This is a genomic window from Marinobacter confluentis, assembly GCF_004785685.1.
Classification (GTDB): Bacteria; Pseudomonadota; Gammaproteobacteria; order Pseudomonadales; family Oleiphilaceae; genus Marinobacter; species Marinobacter confluentis.
In genome coordinates this window covers 108,275-132,216 of record NZ_SRPF01000001.1, presented here as the reverse complement: position 1 = coordinate 132,216, position 23,942 = coordinate 108,275, and the positions used below count along the sequence as shown (strand labels likewise).

Below are 23,942 nucleotides of genomic sequence, written 5' to 3'. Positions count from 1 at the left end.
GAACCGCAGCTATTAGTCGACGGTGAATATCACTTCATCAATCACATGAATCACGCCGTTAGACGCTTCAACGTCTGCCTCAACTACCCTGCTGCCCTCGATAACGAGCGCGTTGTCCTGTATGTCAACGTTCAAAGTGGTACCTGCCAAATTCGTTACAGTACCTCCGTTTGAAGCGTATGCAGTGAGAGAGTCTACAGTCGATCCAACGATATGCTGGCTTAGAACGGTTGGCAGATTCGGGTCATCAAGCAACTGTTGCGGGGTAAGATTCTGCTCCTCTAGCAACGTGGCGAAAGCTTCATCTGTTGGCGCGAACACAGTCAAGGTCGCATTTTCATCTGAAGCTGCCGCCAGCAGAGCGGCTGCGCCGTCAGTCTGGAGTGCGGCCAGCAACGTTGTGAACTCAGCGTCTTCAGCGCCTGCTAGCGCAGTTACGATATCCGCAATCGTCTGGCTGGTATCGCTCAGGTCGCTTGGCGGTGGCAAGAGCACCTTATCGATAAGATGAATAACACCATTAGTCGCGTCTACGTCCGGACCCGTCACGCGAGAGGTATTGACGTACAATACATCTTCACCACTTTCCTGAGATATTGAAAGCGCAACATCTTCGCCGTTCACTGTCGGAACCAGATTTTGAGGAACCGGGCTTTGCGCGACGCCTATAGCAGCGTCTGACTTGACCTCGCCCACGGACGTAGCGAGAACATGATAACTGAGGACTTCGTTCAACAGATCAGTGTCGGCCAACAACTGGTCAGCAGAGAGTCCGAGGTCAGTCAAAAGAGCCTGAAACGCGGCGTCTGTGGGCGCGAACACGGTCAGCTCGTCGTCTCCGCCAAGCAGAGTCGCGATAGACGGATCAGCAGCGAGAACCGCAGATTCAAGGATCGTTGTGTTCTCGTTCTCAGACGCGATTTCCAAAATGTTTTGCGGTGCAACATCTGCGGCTACGTCATCGTCGTCATCATCGCTACACGCACTGATAAACGGGAAAGTGACGAGAATCAGGGCCGGTGCCCAACGTCGGAATTTCGAATGCGAAGATAGAAAGCTCATAATCAAATTTCCTTTTTTTGGCCTTTTGCAACATTGAAGATTTGATTCAAAGACTTGGTTAATTTTTGAACCAAAGTCTGAAGCGATTACGACACTCCAAATATTTCGGATTTACAGTATTTAACAGTTCAGTTAACGGATGTTCGCTGACAGCCCATGGGCGGTTTTGCATCGGATTGGAAACCCCATCTGAACGCTTTCCCCGGTCGTAGAACCCAATCAATTTCCGGGAAAAACTTTCAGAGTTTCCCCGGAATACCTCTTTACCAATCAGGTGAATCATGGAATCTCAATTGCCCAGAAGGCTGAACGGAAACAGAACATTGGCGTTGTTTGCGGCTCTCTCGCTACTCCTGTTGGGCTGCAGCTCAACAAAACTCGCCTATCGCTATGCCGATTGGGGCATCGTGTGGTGGGTCGACGATTACATTCCGTTGACCGGTGAGCAGCAAGCCCAGCTGGAGCGGGATGTCGTTGCCCTGAGGGACTGGCATTGCAGCACACAGTTGCCCCGCTATTCAGAATGGCTGACGGAGCTGAAACAGGACGTGCGTTCCGGTGATCTGAACCGAGCCACCATTGAGCATCACCAGGAGCAGCTGTTCTCATTTTTCCCACCACTGCTCGAGCAGGCCACGCCTATGGCAGCGCGCCTGCTTGCCAGTCTTTCCGATGGACAGGTTCAGGCACTGGCGGGAAATATGGCGGACAGCCAGGCCGAACTTGAAGAAGAGTTTCTTGGAGAAAGCCCTGAGCTGACCCGCCTTGCCCGTGCTGAACGAACGATGGAACGTGTCGAGCAATGGCTTGGGCCTTTGAGCACTAGCCAGGCAGAGATGGTTACCGAATGGTCAGATAACCGGGGGCGACAGACTGAAATCTGGCTTGAAGGCAGGAGGAACTGGCAAAAAGCGCTGCTCGCGGCCCTTAAAGACCGTGATGACAAAAATTTCACCCGGAAAATTAACGCTCTGATTATCGACAATGACGAGGTACGCGGGGCAGATTACCAAAGAATGATGACCGAAAGCCGCCAGGCCATGGCAGCGCTCATGGCCTCACTTATCGCAGAATCAGACCAACAACAACGTGATCACCTGCTCGATCGGGCGGCCAATCTTAGGGGTGATTTCAACACACTTGCCTGCAACGAAAGCTAGGTTCATTGCCATTCTTTCATGCCCGGTGGCAACCCAGCTGCTAACCTTTTCCGTAGCGTGGCAAGGCACTCTTTTCAGGGAACGTGGTATCCCAAGCCGGAAGTTCTTTGTTCCTGATGTGTCAATCAGAATTTGGGCAGGGCCGGCCAGCTCTGTCTTTCACTGGAAGGAGAACGTGCATGAACAAGCATACTTCGATGACAGGTGCTGCCAGTGTTCTTGGCATCGCCTTACTGGTGGGAGGTTGCGCCAGCTCCGTTGAGCGGCCAGTCGGCAAACTGCAGACGGCGGAATCCTCAATCCAGCAGGCCGTGTCTTCAGACGCCAGGGAGTTCGAACCCGTTCTGCTGAATCGCGCGCAGAATAAGGTGGCCGATGCGGAAGGACTGATCGACTCTGAAAAATACCTTGAGGCAGGCCGCCTGCTAGAGCAGGCATCCGTCGATGCGCAACTGGCAGGTGCCCGCTCCGAAACCGCGAAGGCGCAACAGGCAGTCGAAGAGATCAACAGCAATATAGAAGCTCTTCGTCAGCGCCTCCAACAACGCCAGTAAGCCGGTAGCGGAAACAGGAGAATCTTATGAACAAACGCAACATGACATTAGGCATGGCCGTGGGCTTCTCGGTATTGATGGTTGGCTGCGCCAGCGCGCCCCAGAGTAACGATCGGGTTGACGAAGCCAGAGCTGCCTACGACGAGATCAAAAACGATCCGAACGTTGCCCGCAGCGGCGACCGACAGTTGCGGGATGCCAGAGAGCAGCTTTCCCGGGCTGAGTCCATGTTGGATGAAGGCGCCGATATCGTAAAGATTGAGCAGGCTGCCTACCTTGCAAACCGCCATGCGCAGATTGCTGCCGAGCAGGGCAAGCGCGCGGAACTTCAACAGCAGATCAATTCCGCTGAAGAGCGGCGCCGGGAGCTTGAGCTTCAGATGCGTGCCAATGAAGCAGAACAGGCTAGGCGGGAAGCAGAAGAGCTTCGCCGGCAAATGGAAAAGATGCAGGCCGAACAGACTGATCGCGGGATGGTACTGACGCTGGGCGATGTACTATTCGACCTGAACCGGGCCGAACTGAAGCCTTCCGGAGAGCAAACGGTGGCCAGACTGGCCGAATTCATGGCCGAGTACGAAAACCGCCGGGTTCGCGTGGAGGGTTACACCGACAGCACCGGTGAAGCTTCCTACAATCAGGGGTTGTCTGAACGTCGCGCCGATGCCGTGCGTGACGAACTGGTCAGCATGGGGATCAGTAGCAGCCGTGTTGAGACCATGGGCTACGGGGAAGAATACCCGAAAGCAACCAACGACACCGCCGCAGGACGGCAACAGAACCGCCGGGTAGAGATTGTGATCTCTGACGAGGACGGCAATATCAAAAGCCGGTAACTGAGGTTCAAAAAAAGGCGTCAAAAAAGCAGCCCCGATTCATAAGGGCTGCTTTTTTTTATACGGGGGCAGAAACTGTGATCTAGATAGTCAGATAGCCGCCGTCCACATTGATGCAGGTACCGGTGGTATAACTTGAAGCACCTGAGGCCAGATACAGCACGGTACCGGCCATTTCATCCGGGTCAGCCACACGCTTCATCGGGATATGGGCCATGGCCTGCTTCTTGATGGCTTCGTTGCTGGTCAGTGCACTGGCGAATTTGGTGTCGGTCAGGCCGGGCAAGAGCGCATTCACCCTCACCTTCTGCTGGCCCAGTTCCATGGCGAAAGAACGGGTCATGGAGATCACCGCCGCCTTGGTGACAGAATAGATGCCCTGGTAATGGCCGGGGTTAACGCCGTTTACGGAGGCCACGTTGATTATTGAACCACCGCCCTGCCTCTTCATCAGCTGTGCACCTCGGGCACACATGAAGAAGTAACCGCGAATATTCACGTCCACGGTCTTGTGGTAAGCGCCCAGATCGGTGTCTTCAATGGGGCCGAAATAGGGGTTGGCAGCGGCGTTATTGACCAGCACGTCCAGTTTGCCGTGAGTGGTTTCAATGTGCTTCCAGATGTCCTCGATCTGATCCATTTCGCCGATGTGGCAGGCGTAGGCTTCAGCACTGCCGCCGTCGTCACGGATACTACCGGCCACGGCTTCGCAGCCGTCAATCTTGCGGCTGCTGACGATCACATGGGCACCGTAGGCCGCCAGTGTGCGGGCAATGCTTTCGCCAATGCCCCGGCTGGCGCCGGTAATCAGTGCGACTTTACCGGTCATATCAAACAGATCTGGTTTGCTCATGTTTTACCTCAATATTTGAAGAATTCCGTTCATTATCGAAAGGTCACCAGAGACGGATCCTCCGCCTCCAGGTGGCTATAATTGTTGAACACCGCCAGCGACCGGCGCGAGCCGGAATACAGAACGCGGGATACGCTGGAGTTGGCAATCACGCTGTTCATATCCAGGGTCTTGCGGTCGCTCAACTGCAGCAGATGCTGTGCAATAACGGCGATCGGCCCGCCAGAGGTCGAAACCAGAACATCGCCGCCGTCCGCGTACTCGATCAATTCGTCCAGGGCAGTGATAACCCGGGCGCGAAACGCTGGCCAGGTCTCGGCATATTCATCGTCATGCTCGCCCCCAACCCAGCGGCCCATGGCCTGCTCGAAGATCTGCTGGAAGGCGCTGGCCGGTTTCGGAAACGCCGCCAGGTCACGCGCCATGATTGCGCGGTCTGCCCATTCGGGCCGGAAGCGTTCGACCACCTGGGTGTGGTCAAATTCGTTGAAGCCTTCTACCGCCTGCATGTCTGGCAGTTCATCGCCGTAGCCGCCAGTGATGGCCTCCACCGTTTCCCGGTGACGCTCCATATTGCCGCCGAACACCGCATTCGGGGTGACCTTGCCTTTGAGCCATCGGCCCAGCGCCCGGCCCTGCTCCCAGCCTTTGGTGGAAAGCTGGTCGTAATTCTCCTGGCCGAAGCTGGCCTGACCGTGGCGGATCAGATAAATCGTTGCCATTACAGATTGCTCGCTTCTATCAAGCGCTGGCAGCGCTTCTCCAGATAATTGGCGGCATGGCCGAAGGCGGCGAAACGCTTGTCTTTGGTCTGGCCGTTGTAGAAGCGGAAGTAGATCTGCTGAACAATAACCGCCAGGCGGAACAGTCCATAAATTTCATAGAAATCAAAGTTGTCGATTTTCAAGCCGGATTTCTCCGCGTAGTAAGCGACCACTTCCTTGCGGGTCAGCATGCCTGGCTGGTGGGTGGGTTGGCGACGCAACATCTGGAAGGGACCTTCATCGTCGGCCTGGATCCAGTAGGCAAGGCTGTTACCCAGGTCCATCAGCGGGTCGCCGATGGTGGCCATTTCCCAATCCAGTACTCCTACCACTTCAAACGGGTTATCGGAATTCAGTACCACGTTGTCGAAACGGAAATCGTTGTGGATGACTACCTGGGCAATGTCGTCGGGCATTTTGTCGTTGAGCCAGGTCATTACCTTTTCGAAATCACCCACGTCATCGGTTTTCGCCTTGCGGAAGCGGTCACTCCAGCCGCGAATCTGGCGCTCGACGTAGCCAACACCTTTGCCCAACTGATCCAGCCCGGCACCTTTGGCATCTACCTGGTGCAGGTCTACCAGTTTGTCGATAACGTTCAGGCAAAGCTTGCGGGTGTCGGCTTCGCTCAACTCCAGGTCCTTGGGAAAATCCTGGCGCAGGATGATGCCTTTTAAGCGCTCCATCACGTAAAAATCGCAGCCCAGAACGTCGTGATCGTCGCAGATGGCAATAATGTTGGGCACGTAAGGATAGACCGGCTTCAGCGCCCGCATGACTTTGGCTTCGCGCAGCATGTCGTGGGCGGATTTGGCGATGTGGCCGAAGGGTGGGCGGCGCAATACATAGGAGCGTTCGCCGTAGTCCACCTGATAGGTCAGGTTCGAGGCGCCGCCCGGATACTGTTTGATCTTGGGGCTGCCTTCCAGATCCGGAATGGCCTGTTTCATGAAGCGGTCGACGGCTGCGACATCCAGCTCTTCGCCTTCGCGGATATCTACGGCCTGGTCAATCTGGGTCATTCGGCTCTCCTCTGACTTGTGACTCTGAGACGTCAGCGAGGGGGCAGAGATTTCCAGAACACGCTGTTAATACGTCCGTGTACGCTCGGGCTCCGCCATCCATGGCTCCGCACGGTTCTGGAAATCCCTGCCCCCTCACTTCCTGATTTGGTGATCGCAACGCCCTCAGGCGGTGCCGCCCATCTTTTTCATCCAGCGCTTCATTTCCATGTGCATCAGGAAATCGAAGGCCTTGGGGGCGTGGCGTTTGAGCATCCACATGCGGCGTTCCTTGGCGTGGGGCAGTACCCAGAAGTCGCCTTTTTCAACGGCCTGGTAAACGTCATCGGCAACGTCTTCGGCGGTAATGGTCGACCTCTTCATCAGCTTGTTCACGTTCTGCTGGATGCCGGGGATATCCGACCGCATGCTGCTGGTCAGGTTAGTCTGGAAAAACGCCGGGCACACGCAGGCCACGTGAATTCCTGAATCCCGCAATTCCTGGCTGAGAGTTTCAGACAGTGCGATAACACCAGCTTTGGACACATTGTAGCTGTCCATCAGCGGCGCAAGCATCAGCCCTGCCATGGACGCAACGTTAACGAAGGCACCGGTGCCCTGCTTTTTGAACTGTGGCGTAAAGGCTTTGCAACCGCGCACCACGCCCAGCACGTTGATATCAAGGATCCATTCCCAGTCTGCCATGGTGGTGTCTTCAATGGACCCGGCAGAGGCAACCCCCGCGTTGTTGACGACGATGTCGATGCCGCCCCATTTGTTGGTCAGGTCTTCACAGATCTTTTCCAGGTCAGTCAGGCGGCGCACATCGCAATCAACGTAGTAGCCTTCACCACCTGCCCTGTTAAGCTCCTGCTCAACCAATGCGCCCTGCTCCGGGTTAATATCCCCGATACAGACCTTCGCGCCTTCTTTCGCATACCGCAATGCTATCGCCCGGCCCAAGCCACTGGCCCCACCGGTTATAAATACTCGCTGTGTCATTTTGGTTCTTTCCTCGTTCGTAACTTTAGAGTTCGCGTTCTTTTAACCTGGGTGCGCGAGCCGCTGCCGGGTAAGTCTTTCCGAAACTGTGCGGAGCCATGGATGGCGGAGCCCAAGCGTCACATGGATGTGCCGCAAGGAGCGTGTTTCAGACACCCCATCCCACCTGCTCCACTCCCCATAGTTAGCGGGCCGAGGTGATCCCGGGCACCCAAATATCAGGCCCGATACTTGGCCAGCTCCAGGCGAGTCACCATAGCCCGATGAACCTCATCCGGGCCATCAGCCAACCGCAGAACCCGCGCATAGGCAAACAGCTGCGTCAGCGGGAAATCCTCATCGCTGACACCAGCACCACCGTGAATCTGAATCGCATCATCCACAATCTGCTGAAGCATCTTCGGAATCACCGCCTTGATCATCGACACTTCCTGCAGGGCTCCGGAGATACCCTTGGTGTCCAGCGCCCAGGCGCATTTCAACGTCAGCAGACGCGCCTGTTCAATGTTCATACGGGCATTGGCAATGATGTCCACGTTGCCGCCCAGCTTGGCAATTGGCCGGCCAAAGGCCTCGCGGCTGTTGGCGCGTTTGATCAGCAATTCAAGCGTGCGCTCTGCTGCACCGATGGCACGCATACAATGATGCACCCGGCCCGGGCCAAGGCGGCCCTGGGCGATTTCGAAGCCGCGGCCCGGGCCTGCAATAAACGCGCTTTTCGGCAGACGGACGTTGTCGAAGCGCACCACGCCGTGGCCATAGGGCTCGTCGTAGGCGCCGAATACCGGCAGCATGCGTTCAACGGTGACGCCCGGGCTGTCCAGGGGGACCAGTACCATGGAGTGGCGGCGATGTTTGTGGGCGTCAGGGTCGGTCAGGCCCATAAAAATAGCGACCTTGCAGTCGGGGTGACCAACGCCAGTACTCCACCATTTGCGGCCGTTAAGGACGACTTCGTCTCCGTCGACCACTGCCGTCGCTTCCATGTTGGTGGCGTCAGAAGAAGCTACCGCAGGTTCGGTCATGCAGAAGGCGGAGCGCACTTCGCCGCTTTGCAGTTTTGGCAGCCACTCGGCTTTCTGTTCTTCCGAGCCATAATGGATCAGTACTTCCATGTTGCCGGTGTCCGGCGCGTTGCAGTTGAAGATCTCCGGGGCGATGAAGCTGCGGCCGGTTTCTTCCGCAATCAGGGCGTAGTCGGAGTTCAGCAATCCGCAGCCGTTTTTTTCATCCGGGAAGAACATGTTCCACAGGCCTTCAGCTTTCGCCTTGGCTTTCAGTTCCTTGATGATGGGCAGCACCACCCAGCGATTTTCCTGGGCCATCAGTTCGCGGTGGTACTCTTCCTCGATGGGAAAAATTTCCTTCTCCATAAAGGCTTTCACGCGCTTCAGGTAATCCTGGCCTTTGTCCGAAATTGTAAAGTCCATCGCTGTATCCTCAGGCTTTGATCAATAGGGGATTCGATAGTTTGATCGAGTTGGAATCAGTCTAGATTCCCCTATACTATTACGCGACTGAATTTTTCTTATCCTTCCACATAAGCAAGGCTTATTCAAAGGAGCGCGCGGAATGGCCCTGAATCGGCTGGATCTGAACCTGTTGCATGTTTTCGACACTATCTACCGGGAAGGCAGCCTGACCCGCGCCGCAAAAGCCCTGCACCTGACCCAGCCTGCGGTCAGCCATTCCCTGTCGCGGCTACGGGAGCATTTTGACGACCCGCTGTTCAGCCGTCAGGGCAATCAGATGGTTCCGACACCGTTGGCGCGGCGTTTCCTGGAGTCCATGCGCCCGGGGCTGACCCAGATTCAGAGCGCGGTAAACCAGTTCCATGCCTTCGACCCAGCCAGCCAGCGCAAGACCTATTCCCTGGCTTTGCGGGACATTCTGGAATCGACGTTTCTGCCGCAACTGATGAAGCGGCTGGAGGACTATCCGGAGCTGGAGATCAGCAGCCAAAGGATCCCCCGGCGGGATATGGAAACCCTTCTGGCCGCTGGAAAGCTGGATTTTGCGGTGGATGTACTGCTACCGGTGAGCAAACAGACTGCCCATGAAAGGCTCCGGCGGGACCGGCTTGTAGTTCTTGCCAGAGCCCACCACCCGCTTACGGACGGGCCCCTGTCCATGGACCGGTATCTGGAGGCAAAACACGTTCTGGTGTCTTCCCGCACGGAAGGGCCGGGCATCGAGGATTTCGAACTATCGCGATTCGGAGTACAGAGACAGATCAGGCTTCGGTGCCAACACTACTACGCTGCCTGTCGGGTAGTGGAAAATTCGGATCTATTGCTGACGATGCCGGAAACCTACGCCCGGATTATTGTGGAACGGTCGGATATCCAGATACTCACACCGCCCGCCGACCTACCGGATATTGATGTTCATCTTTACTGGCATAAAGCCTATGAAAGGGAGCCGGCGCTGATCTGGTTTCGTGAGCAGCTGCGCCATATCGGATGAAGCCAGAGGCTCAGTAGGCGCCAACCAGTTTAAGGAAACCCATAAAACCAGCGGCGGTGATCAGCAATGATGCACTGACTATCCCGAAGCCCCACCAGATGGCCGCGGCATCGGAGATTGGCACATCATGCCCCCGCAGAGTGCGGTAAAAAGCCCAGGGGCCAAGCACAAAAGCACCGGCCACCACTAACACCAACCCCAGACTGATACCCGCAAACGTCCAGGTTGCCAGCACCGTCGAACGGTCCGTCAGCTGTTCAATCACGCCGTGGCGCCGCAGAAACTGTTTGCAGAAGAACCAAACCAGGCCGTATAACGCAACTACGAATACTAGGCCACCAATGACGGTAATCAGGCGATAAAGCAAACCATCTTCCTCAGATCAGAAATACCAGACTCAGGCTGGAAAATACGGCTCAGGGAGCGATTCGAAGCCGGGTTTGGCAAACAGATACCCCTGGAACAACGAAATTCCCTGGGAACGCAGCCAGAAGTACTCTTCTTCGGTCTCAACGCCCTCGGCCAGTACCTTACCACCCAACTGGGCCATCATGGTCATGATTCCGGCAACCACCGCCTGCTTATTGGGCGTTCGGTGAATATCCCTGACCACATCCATATCCAGCTTGAGGATGTCTGGCGGGCTGGCAATCAGGATGTTGTACCGCGAATAACCGCTACCGAAATCATCCAGCGCCGTCTTGAAACCCATCTGCTGATAAGACTTTATGATATTCACCAGGTGATCCAGTGAGTCAAAGTCATCCGACTCCAGCAGCTCAAAGATGATTTTACGGGTATCAAACTTGCTGGCCTGCGCGGCCGCCAGGGTTGTGCGAATGCAGTATTCCGGGTTGTAGACCGCATTGGGCATAAAGTTAATGCTCAGCATGGCCTCCATGCTCAGCCGCGCGGCAAGCTTGACTGCTTTCACCCGACAGATCTGATCGAAGGAATAACGGTTGGTTTCGTTGACGTTTGAGAGCACGCTGTAAGCGCCCTCACCATTCAGCCCTCTTACCAACGCCTCGTAGGCATAGACCGACTTGTTATCGGCATCGACGATCGGCTGAAACGCGAAGGTAAATGAAAAATCCAGGCCTCTACCGCAGGCGCATTCTTCACAATTTGATTCGTCGAAGAGTTTTCCAGGAAACACCGAATCCGTTTTTTGCACTTGAGCTCCGAACATCTGTTACATCTTTGGCGAATTAAAAATAAGGCCTTTAGAATGCAACTATAGACAGTAAATTCAAATCGATAAATGTAGAAACCGTTAAATTATGTGGAAACCCGATTTCACGGGACTGCACCACCGGACTACACTGGGGCACACTAAATTTGATACGGCAGAATTGACTATAAGGAGTAGCCTCTATGGCAAAGAGTTTCCGCATTGCCGTCACACCCGGAGACGGGATCGGCCCTGAAGTGGTTGCCGAGGCGGTGCGCTGCCTGGAACTGCTGAAAACAAAACACAACCTGCCACTTGAGTGGACCAACCTGCCCTGGCCGTCTCACGCCTGGCATGAGCAGCATGGCGAATCCATGCCCGCCGATGCGCTGGAGCAACTTAAGGCCTACGATGCCATTCTGCTGGGAGCGCTGGGCGACCCGGGCCCGGTGTCTGACCCCAATCGCTACCTGCTACCGGACAGCATCTCGCTGGCACCGCTGCTGGATATGCGCAAAGGCTTTGACCAGTGGGTGTGCGAACGTCCCGCGCGGCTGCTACCCGGCGCCAGACAGTATCTGGCGGACGAGCGCGCCAAAGACATCGACATGCTGGTCATCCGCGAAAACAGCGAAGGCGAATACGTCGGCCAGGGCGGCCGGTTACGCAAAGGGCGGCCAGATGAGGTGGCCACCCAGATGGAAGTCTTCACCCGTCGGGCCACCGATCGCATCATTCGTTACGGCTTCGAGCAGGCCAGAAAACGCGCCAGCGAGCGGGCCGAAGCCGGCACCTCGCGCCAGTTCAAAACCCTGGACGGCCGAACCTGTGAGAGTCAGGTCTGCGTGATCACCAAGCGCAATGCCCTGCGTTACTGGGGGGACATGTACAGCGAAGCGTTTGAAGAGATGGCTAAGGACTACCCGGATGTAGCCACCCATCATGAACTGGTGGACGCCGCCTGCATGAAATTTGTTCAGGCACCCTGGGCCTTTGACGTGGTGGTGGCCAGCAACCTTCAGGGTGACATTCTGACGGACCTGGCCGCGGTTCTTTCCGGCGGAATGGGGGTTGCGCCATCCTGCAACCTGAACCCGGATGACCCGGACATGCCGTCTATGTTCGAGCCGACCCACGGCAGTGCCCCGGATATCGCCGGCGAAGGTCTGGCAGACCCTACCGCAATGCTGTTCACCACCGCACGTATGCTGGAATGGTTTGGCCGGCAGAATGATGAGGTGAACGCCGCCGGAAAGGCGCTGTTCGATGCCGTCGCGGCGGACCTGGCCGAGAACTCCGGCAGCAGGCGTGGAACCCGTGAGATCGGCGATGCCATCTGTGCTCGGCTGGAAAAAGCAGGGTAAGGCCTACTCGGCCATCACGAACTCAATGCGGCCTGGTGCCACCCGGATATCCAGTGGCACCATGCCAAACATGCGCTGGGTCGCATTGGTTTCGTCCAGCCGGTAAACCGGCATGGTTTCCAGCATCTGGGCGACCCCTCGCATAACACCGTCTGTCACCGGTTTGAGGTCACCCTTGAAGAACGAGGATTCAATCCGACTGTCCAGTAACTGCAGCCGACGCAGGTAAATGGCCTTTTCCTGGCTGTCGTAAACCGGCGCACCTTCTACCTTCAATACGATATCCACTGGCAGCTTCATCATCATGGCATTCAGAGACACCTGCCCTGCCAGATCGATGACCGCAACATCACGCCCATCCGGTCCCAGGGTGATATCTGCGTTGCTCAGGGACAATCCCAGCGGCGAGCCGCTCTGCAGCTGCTGCCGGTCAAAATCTGCCACGGCATCCTGAAGATAACCTTCGATGGTGCCCTCAGATACAGAATAGGGTGAAAAACTCGCGCAACCGCCCAGGAGCGACACGCAGGCAATGAGTACCAGAAACAAAGCGCGCTTGGACGCATTCAGTCGATCAGTCATTTTCGGCCCAGACATTAACGGTAGGAACCAGATCCTCGTCCAGCACAACATGAACCACGATGGGCTGGCAACAGACCTGGCAATCTTCGACGTATTCCTGATCCGGCACTGAAGGGTCGATGCTGATATCCAGCACCTCCCAGCAGTAAGGACATTGAACTTCCACCGAATCCAGCGCTGACATGATCGTCAGAACTGCTGCTTCGCCATCCAGGGGATGACGCGGTCGAACGCTTCTTCAAGCTTCTCGCAGGTGGTAGAGAAGCTGATCCGGACGGCATTGGTGCAGTGCTCACCAAAGGCATCCCCGGGCACCATGCAGACACCGGTTTCCTTCAGCATGCGCAGGCAGACGTCAGAGCCATCAACGTGCGGCGGCAGGTCCGGGAAGGCGAAGAAGGCGCCTCCTGGCTTGTAACCGGTCATGTAGGGCGTCTGTTCGATCAGCTCAACGGTCTTGTCACGGCGCTCACGGTAGATATTCACCATATCGCGCACGCACTGCTGGTCACCGGTCAGCGCGGCAACACCGGCGAACTGGGAAGGCGTGTTGGCCACAGACGTGGTGAACATGTGGAACCGCCGCAGGGACTTGATCGCCGCCTGGCTGGAAATCACCCAGCCTACCCGCAGGCCGGCCATGCTGTAGGTCTTGGAGAAGCTGCTCATGCACATGACGTTGTCCAGGTCCATGGAACAGCTCAGCACGCTGGCGAAGTCATCGTCGTCGAAGGTCAGGTGATCGTAGACTTCGTCGGCGTAGACCTGAATGCCGCGGTAGGCACACTCTTCCAGGATGGTTTCGACCGTGCTGCGAGGGTAGACCGCGCCAGTGGGGTTGTTCGGGTTATTCAGAATCAATGCGAAGGTTCGCGAACCCATTGCCTTGATCACTTCGTCCGGGTCCAGCTGGTGGTTATTCTCGGCGCGCGTCGGCACAAACTTCACCTCGCCCCCGTTCATGCGAATCAGCGGCGCATAAAGCAGGAAGGACGGGTCGGTGACAATGAACTGGCGGCCCGGCGCAGACGTGGCGGAAATCGCCAGGTACATGGCCTCGGTGGCACCGCTTGTGACCAGGATGTTGTCGCGGGTCAGCTTGCGGTTGTAGCGCTTGCCGTAATAGTCCCGAAGTGCCACAAGCAGTTCCGGCAGTCCTGCGTCCATGGTGTAACCGGTCTGCCCGGCGTTCAGCGCATCGATGTAGGCTTCGATGACGTGGGGCGGTGTTGGCAGGTCGGGCTGGCCAATGGAAAGATGAATCACATCCTTCATGGTGGCCGCCATGTTCACCATCCGGCGAATACCGGGCACGGGAACCGCCTGCATGGCCGGGTTCCAGCTTGCCTTGGACTTGCGATACTTGACCTTCCGAGGCTTCGCCTGATCGGTTTCTTTATTGACGGCTCCGGCCATAAACACACCTCTTGGGCAGGGAGTAAAATAATGAATCAACTGGCAGGTTAGCCAGTAAATTCAGGCCACACAAGAGATAAAAACCGAAACATGGTGGTGAACGATTATAGCCCGCTGACAAGCGCCCATCCCGCCCTAAGACATTGGGCTAAGACTTGGCCCGTATGCAGCCTTGCGGTTGACCGCCGCAGGGGGACATACCAGACTGTAAGCTTGATGCGCATGGCATTCACAGCGGAGGACAGATGAATCAAAACACCAAGCCGGTTGTAACCGTTCTGACAGCACCCGGGGAGCAGGAGCCTCCCGGAATGGACGCGCTGCGGGCACGGGCCGAAGTCCGCTTTGCCTGGGACGAAGCCACCCTGAACAACACCCTGCCCGGCACCAATGTGATGATGGTGACCGACTTCCGCACCGAAGCACTGGCTGCCGCCTGGCCCTCCGCCGACAGACTGGAATGGATTCACGCCACCAGCGCCGGGGTTGATGCGCTGATGTTTCCGGCGCTGATCGACGGCGATGTCACCGTCACCAACGCCCGGGGCATTTTTGACCGCACCATCGCCGAATACGTGCTGTGCACGATCCTGATGTTCGCCAAGGACTTCCCGGGGTCCATGAGGCTTCAGGCCCGGCATGAATGGAAGCACCGGGATACCGAGCGCGCGGAAGGCCAGCAGGTGCTGATTGTCGGCGCCGGCTCCATCGGTGGCCAGATTGCCCGGTTGTGCAAGGCGGTTGGCCTGAAACCCCACGGTATCGCACGCAAGCCCCGCCAGGATGACGATTTTGTTGCCGTTCACGGCAATGACGATTTGACCGAACAGCTGGGCCTGGCCGATTACGTGGTCATTGCCGCACCGCTGACGCCGCAGACCGAAGGCCTGTTCAATGCCAAAGCGTTCAAATCCATGCGTAACAGCGCCCGCCTGATTAACATCGGCCGCGGCCCGGTGGTAAAAACCGATGACCTGATCGATGCGCTGAAAAGCGGCGAAATCGCTGGCGCAGCGCTGGATGTATTCGAGGAAGAACCCCTACCCGCGGACCATCCGCTGTGGGACATGGAAAACGTGATTATGACCGCCCACATGTCCGGCGACTTCATCGGCTGGAAACGCGCGCTGACGGATCAGTTCCTGGATAACCTGGATCGGTGGCAGAAAGGTCAGGAGCGATTTAATCTGGTGGACAAGAAGCTGGGGTATGCCAGTAAGTGACAGGAAAGGGTCGGATTCGCCGAAGGCGTAATCCGACACAACAGGGTTATCTCAGCTTCCGGACAGGGACGTATCCGAAGGATCAATCTCCATCTGCTGAATGGCAATCACCGCCTGGGTACGATTACGTACACCCAGTTTGCGGAACACCGCAGTGATGTGCGCCTTGATGGTGGCTTCTGACACATCCAGATCATAGGCAATCTGCTTGTTAAGCAGGCCTTCCGCCAGCATGCCGAGCACCCGGAACTGCTGGGGGGTCAATGAGGCAAGCTTCTCGGAAAAGTCGGTGGTATCCGACTGCATCCGCTCCAGCTTGTCTGCCACGCCTTCCGGTAGCCAGACATCTCCTTCAAGAACCGCCTGAATGGCTTCGGTGATGGTGGGCAGCGGCGCGGATTTCGGGATGAAACCAGACGCCCCGTAATCTATCGACCGCCGCATCACCTGCATTTCCTCTGAGCCTGAAACCACAACCACCGGCAAACCCGGGTATTGCCCCCGCATGAAGACAAGCCCGGAGAAGCCATGGGCACCCGGCATGTTCAGATCCAGAAGAACCAGATCCGCGTCCGGGTGCGACTCAACCGCCGCCTGCAGGGCCTTGATGCTGTCCACTTCTACCGTTTCCGCATCAGGTACCGCCTGATTAACCGCCTGTTTCAGCGCTGCCCGAAACAGAGGGTGATCATCAGCGACGATTATGGATTGTGACATTCAGCGTTCCCTTTTCAGCATTCCCTTAAGAATTTTCACGACCACTGATCAGATCATCTACCACGCCAGGGTCAGCCAGTGTGGAAGTATCTCCCAGTTGATCGTGTTCGTTCGACGCAATCTTACGCAGAATGCGACGCATAATTTTACCAGACCGGGTTTTCGGCAGGCCGGGCGCCCATTGAATCACATCCGGCGATGCAATCGGACCAATTTCCTGCCGCACCCACTGAACCAGCTCCTTGCGAAGCTCCTCGGACGGCTCTTCACCATGCACCAGAGTGACATAAACGTAGATGCCCTGGCCTTTAATGTCATGAGGATAGCCAACAACGGCCGCTTCGGCGACCTTGCTGTGAGCCACCAGCGCGCTTTCCACTTCTGCGGTGCCGAGCCGGTGGCCTGAGACGTTCAGAACATCGTCCACGCGGCCGGTAATCCAGTAATAGCCGTCCTCATCACGGCGGGCGCCGTCACCGGTGAAATATCTGCCCGGATAGGTGCTGAAATAGGTCTGTTTGAAGCGCTCATGATCACCAAAGATAGTGCGCATCTGGCCTGGCCAGCTGTCCAGGATCACCAGATTGCCCTCGGCCTTGCCTTCCAGAATCTTGCCGTCGTTATCCACCAGCGCGGGTTTTACACCAAAGAAAGGCTTGGTCGCGGAGCCGGGCTTCAGATCAATCGCACCGGGCAGGGGCGAAATCAGAATGCCACCGGTTTCGGTCTGCCACCAGGTATCCACAATCGGGCACTTACCGTTGCCAATAACCCGATGGTACCACTCCCAGGCTTCGGGGTTGATCGGTTCACCCACCGAACCCATCAGCCGCAGGCTGTCGCGGGTGGTACCGTTCATGCAGGACTCACCCTCAGCCATCAGCGCGCGGATCGCGGTGGGCGCAGTATAGAGGATATTTACCTTGTGCTTGTCCACAATCTGGCCCATCCGCGAGGAATCCGGATAGTTGGGCACGCCCTCAAACAGAACCGTGACCGCACCATTCGCCAGCGGACCATACAGAATGTAGCTGTGGCCGGTAACCCAACCGAAGTCAGCGGTACACCAGTAAACGTCGTCCTCGTGATAGTCGAAGACATACTCGTGGGTCATGGATGTGTACACCATATACCCACCGGTCGTATGTAGCACGCCTTTGGGCGCGCCGGTAGAGCCGGACGTATACAGCATGAACAGCGGGTCTTCAGCGTTCATCGGCTCGGCCGGGCAATCCGTGGAAGCCGACTCCATCAGGTTTTCGTAATACTCATCCCGGCCATCTTTCCAGGGCACGTCGGCACCGGTGCGTTTGACCACAATCACTTTGTCTACCTTCGCGGCATCTTCTTTGGTCAACGCGGCATCCACGTTCTTTTTCAGAGGAATCTTGCGCCCGCCACGAACGCCCTCGTCCGCGGTAATCACGAAACGGGACTTGCCGTTTGCAATCCGTGCGCCCAGCGCTTCCGGCGAGAAACCACCGAATACCACCGAGTGAATGGCACCGATGCGCGCGCAGGCCAGCATGGCTACGCCGGTTTCCACAACCATCGGCATGTAGATGGTGACCACGTCGCCTTTCTTCACGCCCTGGCTTTTCAGAACGTTGGCAAATTTGCAGGTTTCCTCGTAAAGCTCGCGATAGGTAACGTGCCGTGAATCCGCAGGGTCATCGCCCTCGAAAATGATGGCGGTCTTGTCACCACGGCTTTCCAGGTGACGATCCAGACAGTTTGCGGATGCATTCAACTGGCCATCTTCAAACCATTTGATGGAGAGCTTGTCGTAATCGTAGGTGCTGTTTTTCACCTTGGTATAGGGCTTGATCCAGTCGATGCGCTTACCGTGTTCCCCCCAGAAGGCCTCCGGGTCGTCTACCGACTGGCGGTACATGTTTTCGTACTGTTCCTTATTAACCAAAGCCCGTTTAGCAACCTCCGGGCTTACCGGATACAGCTGTTTAGCAGTCATAGCGCTCCCCTTTTAATTTCAGGCTCGGGCTGGCAAGCAACCCCTGAGCCTGTCGTCACTGTTGATTATTTTATTATCTGGGCGTGCGGGCGAGGGTGCCCTGAAGATAGATATCCCTAGTTCAACACGCGCACCAGTGAACAATGAATTAGACTAACGTACTAATGCGCCGACAGTTTTAGCCAGAAACCAAAGCACAATCCATGGCGTTTTCACACCAGGGCAACCTGAGTTAAGGATAGACGGGGAAGGGAAAACAACAAGCAAAAAACCGGGCACGGGCCCGGTTTCCAGAGACTCATTGCCAGACAGATCAGGCCGCTTTCTGGCGGGCCCGGGTCGACCTCAGGCTGTAGACCTTGCGCTCTTTAAGCGCATAGCGGTTGAGCCCGCTCATGTGAATTTTTCGCAGATACAGTGACCAGTCGATCTGACGGGCGTCTACCGGGAACAGCACCCGGTCAACATCGCCCATGCGCGAGGCGAGCGCCAGCAGAGCGTCGTTCCTGAAGATGTAATCAGGTGCGGTGTAGAAACCGAAAATGGTCGCCAGTGACCGGCCGGTATCCAGATTTTTCAGGGCTTTCAATTCTCGGTTCTGGCCGGTCAGGCGCATTGCCCGGTCCGCCAGGGACAATGGCACCCGAAGCCCGCCGACGACAAAATCAAACAGCCGGCGATTGACAGCCAGAAACGGTTTCGTGGGCTGACGATAGAAAAGCTGCTTGTAGTCCGCATAGTGGTTCCTGGCCTCCGCCATAACGTGGTCAATGAACTCACCCAGAGACAGGGGGTTGGAGCTGCCGCTACAGCACTGGTAAATGCGGCGCTTACCTGGCACTGCCAGTGCTTCTGCCACGGACAGAACGATGCCATTGGCCACCAGGTCCACCGGAATCACATCAATAATGCCACTGCGCTTACCCGGGAACAGGGATACTTTTTCACGGGCATAGGCCAGGATGATGGCATCAGCCACTTTCACTCCCTCAATCCAGCCCGGCGCCGGTTCTTCCAGTGCGCTTTCAATGATCGACGGCCGTAATATTGTCAGCGAGCGACCGGACAACGCCTTCATCAGCAGTTGCTCACCCAGCCACTTGGTAAAGGTGTAGGTGTCACTCCAGCCATAGTGATTGGCTTCCTGAATCCCCAGGTCGACCAGCTTCTTTTCCAGCGTCTTGCCGGAATATCGGGTGCGCACATCGGCAACCTTGTCTTCCAGCAGGTGAATGAGCTCCTCGATTTCGTAGTAGCCATCATTACTGCGGGGGATGGCTTCACCGGCCGGCTTGATCACCGACTCGGTTACCTGCCCGGAATTCTTTCCGTTCACATAACATGTGGATACCTGAATAACCGCCATGTGACGGTTAAACCCGGCCAGCGCGGCGATATTACGCAGGCACAGGGTGTTGATCTGCAGAGCCTTGTCCAGCTCCTCGCGGAAGTTCACGCTGGCTGCCGAGTTGATAAAGGCGTCAATCTTTCCCGCCAGATTCCGGAAGTCGGAGGCCTCAAGGCCAAAGCGTGGCTCGGTAACCTCACCGGTAATGCAATGGATACGGGTATCCAGAAAATGCTCAAAAGCTTCGTTATCATCATGGCGCAGACGATCAAATACCGACGAACTGGCAATTTCATTGAGAAACCGGCTGCGGGCATCTCTATGGCTCTTGTTGCCACGGATCAGTAGATAAATGCCGCCGATATCCGGAACCGCCCGGATCAGTTTTTCCAGCACCACCTTGCCGAGAAATCCGGACGTTCCGGTGATAAGCACATTCTTGCCGCTTAACTGTTCCAGAACGCTCGAAGTAGACTCTCCGGAGGTTGTCTGTGTATTCGCCATTTTAAGAACTCCTTCTCATCGATATGTGTTTTGCCCATCACTGCAGAATAAGGCGCATGCCCTTTCCTTCCCTGAGCTGCATTTTGCGGGCCACTTTCGTCGGATCCCTGCTTTCGTCGGACGCCCATAGACGTTTATTGCGCCAGATTGTCACACAGCCATCGTGACGATGCGGTGACACGCAGCAAAATTACGCTACAAAAATCGCGAATAAAATGACGTTTTTATACCGGTATACAGACGCGGCGAGGCAGAACGCCGCCAGCGATCAGCGCCGGTCCGGGCCTGATCTGGCAAGGGTACGCAGCAGTTGATCCAAAGCCACGTCTGAGGGCTGCTCCTTCAGCGCCTGAATCAACCGCCTCTGTTCGCCAAAACTGACGCGATCATAGAACGGCTCCGGGGGCGAATCATCAGAGCGAGACTCCTGACGACTTTCACCTTCAGGCGACTGTCGTCCTACAGGTGATGAGGGGCTTGCCGGCAGGGTGCTTGCTATTGACTCTTCTGCTGACCCCGGCTCAACCTCAGAAGCCAGATGCCGAAGGTGAGTGGCAAACTGACGGCGTTGCTGGTCACCCAGATTCTCCCAGGGCAGCGAAGCAAGACCGGTTTGCAGAATCTCCACGGCGTCGTCATCCATGGTGCGCCCCAACAGTGCAAAGAACTCATTAAACGCTTCATAACGCAGCAGCGAAGCGTCACTGCTGCCGGCAATCAGTTGGCTGATTTCACCCACCAGTTTCTGGCACAACTGGGCATCCGTTTGGGGCGCAATCTCAGGCTCACTCGCCCTGGGCAGGTGGTCCTGGCGCTTGCCCGATACGCGATACCAGTATGCGGCGACACCCGCCTTCTTCGGAGAAATCTGCCGGAATCGCACATTCAGCATATCCGACAGGCTGCGAAACTGGCGGCAAGACGGATCAGATTCTGGCAGCAGGGCAACGGGCCTCTGATTCAGAACCGACTGACGCAGAGTTTCATCTCGCCAGATGCCACCGAGATAATGCAGGGAAATACCAAGGTGGCGCTGGGCCGCACCTTCAAGCCGCTGAAACACCGTCCGGGCCTGACTCGCACCCTGGGCCATGTTCACCAGAATGCTGGGGGTCCGGCGATAGCCCCGGCGCACCAGCAGTTTGATGAGTGAGAAAGCATCCGTCAGCGACGCGGGGTCCGGCGTGACCACCACACAGGCGAGCTCCGCCGCCGCAATCATGTGCATGCCCGTTGGCTGTAGCCCGGATGCCGTATCCGTGATCACAAAATCGTAGTGCTTTTCAAGCTGGGACAGGGCTTTCAGAACCTTCAGGCTGGCCCCAGCCTCCATATCGATGCACTGATCCACGCCCGACGCACCCGGCAGGATGTCGAGTCCATAGTCGACGGTCATTATGGTGTCGGCAAGGGAACTGGTGCCGGCCAGCACGTCCGCCAGGGTGCGCTGCGGATAGCGCCCCAGCATGATGCTGACGTTGGCAAGATCGGTGTCGCCATCCATCAACAGCACACGGGATCCATCCCTGGCCAACGTCAGCGCAAGGTTAAGCGCTACAGACGTTTTGCCTACCCCACCCTTGCCACCTGTGATGGCCAGCGTCCGGGGCTGCCTGCGAGCCTGCTGGGCTGAGGTCGTGTCCGTCATGAGTCCCTTTTGATCAGCGATCGAATCCATAGCGTGAGTGTGTGACCAACCCGGAATAATGGATTCAGTGTACCTGCAACGACAGCAAGACTGTAGCCAAACTGGCCTCATGATGGGTGCGATAGAATGAAACGCATAAGAAAAATACGTGTAAAAAGTTTACATACGGAATATGCTGGTGAATACTTTGCTTAAAAAACCACCGCTAACTCTTTAATAACTGGTTTTTTTGACTAAGCTAAACACCAACGTTGGCGAATATATAAACAGTTCAGACCCGGCCTCACGGCCAGGTCCCAGGGCAGAACAATTTATGGAAATTGCTCCTGACATCCAGCTACCCAGCCTGCCGGAGGTAACACTCCGCGCTCTGGAAGCCTGTCATCAGGAGGAAAGCTATCGAACCATCAGCGAGATAGTGTCCGCAGACACCGCTCTGGTATCGCGCATTCTCGGGCTTGCCAACTCTTCGATTTACGGCGCAGCCACCCGGATTCGTTCAATTGATCAGGCGCTGCTACGCCTGGGCACCCACCGCTTCCACACCCTGGTACTGACGGCTGCCCTGCGCCAGATCCTGTTTGAGCTCGGAGCTGACCAATGGCAGCAGCTAAGAGATTTCTGGCGCCACTCCCTGACCACCGCCATGACCGCCAAGGCGCTGGCAACACTGACCCGCTACCCGGAGCCAGACCAGGCCTTTATGCTGGGCATGTTGCACAACGTCGGTGAATTGATCGCTCTGAAAACACCGGCCGGCGAGACTCAACAGTATTATCTCGACCACCAGGCGGAAATTGCCGCAAAACTGGTCAGCGACTGGGGGCTTGGGCCGATGGCCGCAGACGCCATGCTTTACCAGCAGTCACTGCCGGCGGACATTCGCGACGCCGGGCATCTGGTAAAACTGATCAGCCTGGCCACTCGCCTGGCTCAGGCGGATACCGCGGGGATTGCGGCGGCGGGCACGATTTTCGGCCTCAACGAAGAGCTGACGCGGGAGATAAACCGGCGTATTGATCACGAAGTCGAAGGCGTTGCGAAATCTCTTGGCATCCCCCTGAGTTCGGATTATGACGCTGGCAAATCCCATGAGAAACTGAAGCAGACGGTTCTGCGCCAGGCAATGGCCGCTCAGGCAATGGATCTCGCGCCACTGCACGACAGTACCCAGAAATGCCTGGCCGCGACCGTAACCAGTCTCACGCTGATTACCGGGCTGCCCTCGCTTTACTTCGGGGGCTATGAAAAAGAACTGACCCTGTACTCTGCCAGCAACGGCGAACCAGCCGACCTTAGCGTGACCGCAAGCCCTGCCGAAAGCCTGCTGACAGAGGCTTACACAAACGCCCGAACACTGTGCCTTGAGGATCGCAAGCCCAGCGTGCTTGACCGCCAGCTGATGAATCTGCTGCAGGCGCCTTCATTGGTGGCGCTGCCGGTCAGCGGACAGTCCGGATGTGCCGGCGTCTTCGTGGTAGGCACGGACGCCGAGGGTGCCGCACAGGCTGAAGAAATTGGCAGCCTGTTCTGCGCCGAGTTGTCCCGCGCCCTGGTCGATATAGAAAATGGCACTACCAACAGATCGGATGCCATGGCCGATGAGCTGGCACAGCAGGCTATCCGTCGGCAGGTGCACGAGGTCAGCAATCCGCTGACCATCATCCGCCAGTATATCTATCAGTTACGGAACCGGCTCGACGACACTGACATGCACCAGCAGCTGGACGTTATCCGGGAAGAACTGGACCGCGCAGGGGATTTGCTGCTACAGATTGGCAAGAGCTGGCAGGGAATGAGCAACGAACTTGCCGAGACCTGCAGCCTCAATGAAGAACTTAAAGCGCTCAGAGACCTGCTGGAAGACGGACTGTTTGGCGACGAAGGCAAGACTTTGAGCGTACAACTGTGCGAAACTTCAACAGCTATTGCTGCCCCGGCAGCGATCATTCGCCAGATTGTGATCAACCTGGTGCGCAACGCGTCTGAATGCCTTACCGATGGCGGTGAAGTCACCATTCGCAGTGCCGCGCCGATATGGCAGAGCGGACGAAAATGGGTGGAACTGGAAGTCTCCGATACAGGTGGCGGGCTTCCCGAAGACGTACAGACGCACCTGTTTTCCCCTGTTAAAAGCACCAAGGGCCGAAGCCATGGTGGGCTTGGGCTGAGCGTTGTAAAACAACTCGTAGATGACATGGAGGGCATCGTTAACTGCCGCACGGGAAGTGCAGGAACTGCATTCAGAGTGCTGTTCCCGATGGCAGACAACCACGAAAAAGCGAACGACTGACGC

General features: G+C 56.6%; 22 protein-coding genes. 7 read left to right on the top strand and 15 right to left on the bottom strand.

The window, feature by feature from the left end; all coding sequences use genetic code 11:
* Window positions 1-12: 12 nt before the first annotated feature.
* Window positions 13-1,062 (bottom strand): fasciclin domain-containing protein, encoded by a 1,050-nt coding sequence (locus tag E5Q11_RS00620; protein WP_135801479.1) that lies wholly within the window; start codon window positions 1,060-1,062, stop codon window positions 13-15.
* Window positions 1,063-1,343: 281 nt separating this feature from the next.
* Between E5Q11_RS00620 and E5Q11_RS00615 the strand changes: the two genes are divergently transcribed.
* The 3 genes from E5Q11_RS00615 to E5Q11_RS00605 all read left to right on the top strand — a co-directional run bounded on the left by E5Q11_RS00615 (window position 1,344) and on the right by E5Q11_RS00605 (window position 3,612).
* Entirely contained in the window at window positions 1,344-2,222 is an 879-nt protein-coding gene (locus tag E5Q11_RS00615) for a DUF6279 family lipoprotein (protein ID WP_135801478.1), read from the top strand.
* 179 nt (window positions 2,223-2,401) lie between these two features.
* Window positions 2,402-2,776: a DUF4398 domain-containing protein gene (locus tag E5Q11_RS00610; RefSeq protein ID WP_135801477.1), complete on the top strand. Its 375-nt coding sequence runs from the start codon at window positions 2,402-2,404 to the stop codon at window positions 2,774-2,776.
* Between the two features lie 26 nt (window positions 2,777-2,802).
* Window positions 2,803-3,612, top strand: a complete 810-nt coding sequence (locus tag E5Q11_RS00605) for an OmpA family protein (RefSeq protein WP_135801476.1) — start codon at window positions 2,803-2,805, stop codon at window positions 3,610-3,612.
* Between the two features lie 82 nt (window positions 3,613-3,694).
* Here E5Q11_RS00605 and E5Q11_RS00600 read toward each other — a convergent pair whose 3' ends face one another.
* The 5 genes from E5Q11_RS00600 to E5Q11_RS00580 all read right to left on the bottom strand — a co-directional run bounded on the left by E5Q11_RS00600 (window position 3,695) and on the right by E5Q11_RS00580 (window position 8,662).
* Window positions 3,695-4,465 (bottom strand): SDR family oxidoreductase, encoded by a 771-nt coding sequence (locus tag E5Q11_RS00600; RefSeq protein ID WP_135801475.1) that lies wholly within the window; start codon window positions 4,463-4,465, stop codon window positions 3,695-3,697.
* Between the two features lie 32 nt (window positions 4,466-4,497).
* Window positions 4,498-5,187 carry a histidine phosphatase family protein gene (locus E5Q11_RS00595; RefSeq protein ID WP_135801474.1) on the bottom strand — a complete coding sequence of 230 codons (690 nt, stop codon included), beginning with the start codon at window positions 5,185-5,187 and terminating at the stop codon, window positions 4,498-4,500.
* A complete protein-coding gene (locus tag E5Q11_RS00590; RefSeq protein ID WP_135801473.1) occupies window positions 5,187-6,251 on the bottom strand; it encodes a phosphotransferase family protein in 1,065 nt (354 codons plus the stop codon). Before E5Q11_RS00590 ends, E5Q11_RS00595 begins: the two co-directional genes overlap by 1 nt.
* Window positions 6,252-6,416: 165 nt before the next feature.
* Window positions 6,417-7,232, bottom strand: coding sequence for an SDR family oxidoreductase (locus E5Q11_RS00585; RefSeq protein WP_135801472.1), 816 nt, complete (start codon window positions 7,230-7,232; stop codon window positions 6,417-6,419).
* Between the two features lie 218 nt (window positions 7,233-7,450).
* Entirely contained in the window at window positions 7,451-8,662 is a 1,212-nt protein-coding gene (locus tag E5Q11_RS00580; RefSeq protein ID WP_135801471.1) for an acyl-CoA dehydrogenase family protein, read from the bottom strand.
* A 142-nt stretch (window positions 8,663-8,804) separates the two neighbouring features.
* On the opposite strand from E5Q11_RS00580, the gene E5Q11_RS00575 reads away from it, so the two are divergent.
* A complete protein-coding gene (locus E5Q11_RS00575; protein ID WP_135801470.1) occupies window positions 8,805-9,698 on the top strand; it encodes a LysR family transcriptional regulator in 894 nt (297 codons plus the stop codon).
* Window positions 9,699-9,708: 10 nt separating this feature from the next.
* Here the strand turns inward: E5Q11_RS00575 and E5Q11_RS00570 are convergent, their stop codons facing one another.
* Both E5Q11_RS00570 and E5Q11_RS00565 read right to left on the bottom strand, forming a co-directional pair.
* Window positions 9,709-10,065 carry a hypothetical protein gene (locus tag E5Q11_RS00570; RefSeq protein ID WP_135801469.1) on the bottom strand — a complete coding sequence of 119 codons (357 nt, stop codon included), beginning with the start codon at window positions 10,063-10,065 and terminating at the stop codon, window positions 9,709-9,711.
* A 30-nt stretch (window positions 10,066-10,095) separates the two neighbouring features.
* Window positions 10,096-10,875: an EAL domain-containing protein gene (locus tag E5Q11_RS00565; RefSeq protein WP_225314993.1), complete on the bottom strand. Its 780-nt coding sequence runs from the start codon at window positions 10,873-10,875 to the stop codon at window positions 10,096-10,098.
* Between the two features lie 200 nt (window positions 10,876-11,075).
* On the opposite strand from E5Q11_RS00565, the gene E5Q11_RS00560 reads away from it, so the two are divergent.
* Window positions 11,076-12,236 (top strand): isocitrate/isopropylmalate dehydrogenase family protein, encoded by a 1,161-nt coding sequence (locus tag E5Q11_RS00560; RefSeq protein ID WP_135801468.1) that lies wholly within the window; start codon window positions 11,076-11,078, stop codon window positions 12,234-12,236.
* 3 nt (window positions 12,237-12,239) lie between these two features.
* On the opposite strand, the gene E5Q11_RS00555 is transcribed toward E5Q11_RS00560, so the two are convergent.
* From E5Q11_RS00555 to E5Q11_RS00545, 3 genes are read right to left on the bottom strand one after another with little or no spacing between them, the layout of a single operon-like run.
* Entirely contained in the window at window positions 12,240-12,818 is a 579-nt protein-coding gene (locus E5Q11_RS00555) for a DUF1439 domain-containing protein (protein WP_135801467.1), read from the bottom strand.
* Complete coding sequence (locus E5Q11_RS00550; protein WP_135801466.1) at window positions 12,811-13,002, bottom strand: CPXCG motif-containing cysteine-rich protein; 192 nt, start codon at window positions 13,000-13,002, stop codon at window positions 12,811-12,813. The genes E5Q11_RS00555 and E5Q11_RS00550 overlap by 8 nt, the downstream gene beginning before the upstream one ends.
* A gap of 5 nt (window positions 13,003-13,007) precedes the next feature.
* Window positions 13,008-14,234 carry a pyridoxal phosphate-dependent aminotransferase gene (locus E5Q11_RS00545; protein ID WP_135801465.1) on the bottom strand — a complete coding sequence of 409 codons (1,227 nt, stop codon included), beginning with the start codon at window positions 14,232-14,234 and terminating at the stop codon, window positions 13,008-13,010.
* A gap of 245 nt (window positions 14,235-14,479) precedes the next feature.
* Between E5Q11_RS00545 and E5Q11_RS00540 the strand changes: the two genes are divergently transcribed.
* Entirely contained in the window at window positions 14,480-15,457 is a 978-nt protein-coding gene (locus E5Q11_RS00540) for a D-2-hydroxyacid dehydrogenase (RefSeq protein WP_168215583.1), read from the top strand.
* 51 nt (window positions 15,458-15,508) lie between these two features.
* On the opposite strand, the gene E5Q11_RS00535 is transcribed toward E5Q11_RS00540, so the two are convergent.
* The 4 genes from E5Q11_RS00535 to E5Q11_RS00520 all read right to left on the bottom strand — a co-directional run bounded on the left by E5Q11_RS00535 (window position 15,509) and on the right by E5Q11_RS00520 (window position 21,646).
* Window positions 15,509-16,174 carry a response regulator gene (locus E5Q11_RS00535; protein ID WP_135801463.1) on the bottom strand — a complete coding sequence of 222 codons (666 nt, stop codon included), beginning with the start codon at window positions 16,172-16,174 and terminating at the stop codon, window positions 15,509-15,511.
* A 25-nt stretch (window positions 16,175-16,199) separates the two neighbouring features.
* On the bottom strand, window positions 16,200-18,146 hold the full coding sequence (gene acs / locus E5Q11_RS00530) for an acetate--CoA ligase (RefSeq protein ID WP_135801462.1): 1,947 nt from the start codon (window positions 18,144-18,146) through the stop codon (window positions 16,200-16,202).
* 313 nt (window positions 18,147-18,459) lie between these two features.
* Complete coding sequence (locus E5Q11_RS00525) at window positions 18,460-19,998, bottom strand: fatty acyl-CoA reductase (RefSeq protein ID WP_135801461.1); 1,539 nt, start codon at window positions 19,996-19,998, stop codon at window positions 18,460-18,462.
* Window positions 19,999-20,266: 268 nt separating this feature from the next.
* Window positions 20,267-21,646 (bottom strand): MinD/ParA family ATP-binding protein, encoded by a 1,380-nt coding sequence (locus tag E5Q11_RS00520; RefSeq protein ID WP_135801460.1) that lies wholly within the window; start codon window positions 21,644-21,646, stop codon window positions 20,267-20,269.
* Between the two features lie 313 nt (window positions 21,647-21,959).
* Between E5Q11_RS00520 and E5Q11_RS00515 the strand changes: the two genes are divergently transcribed.
* Entirely contained in the window at window positions 21,960-23,939 is a 1,980-nt protein-coding gene (locus E5Q11_RS00515; protein WP_135801459.1) for an HDOD domain-containing protein, read from the top strand.
* The last annotated feature ends 3 nt before the right edge of the window (window positions 23,940-23,942 follow it).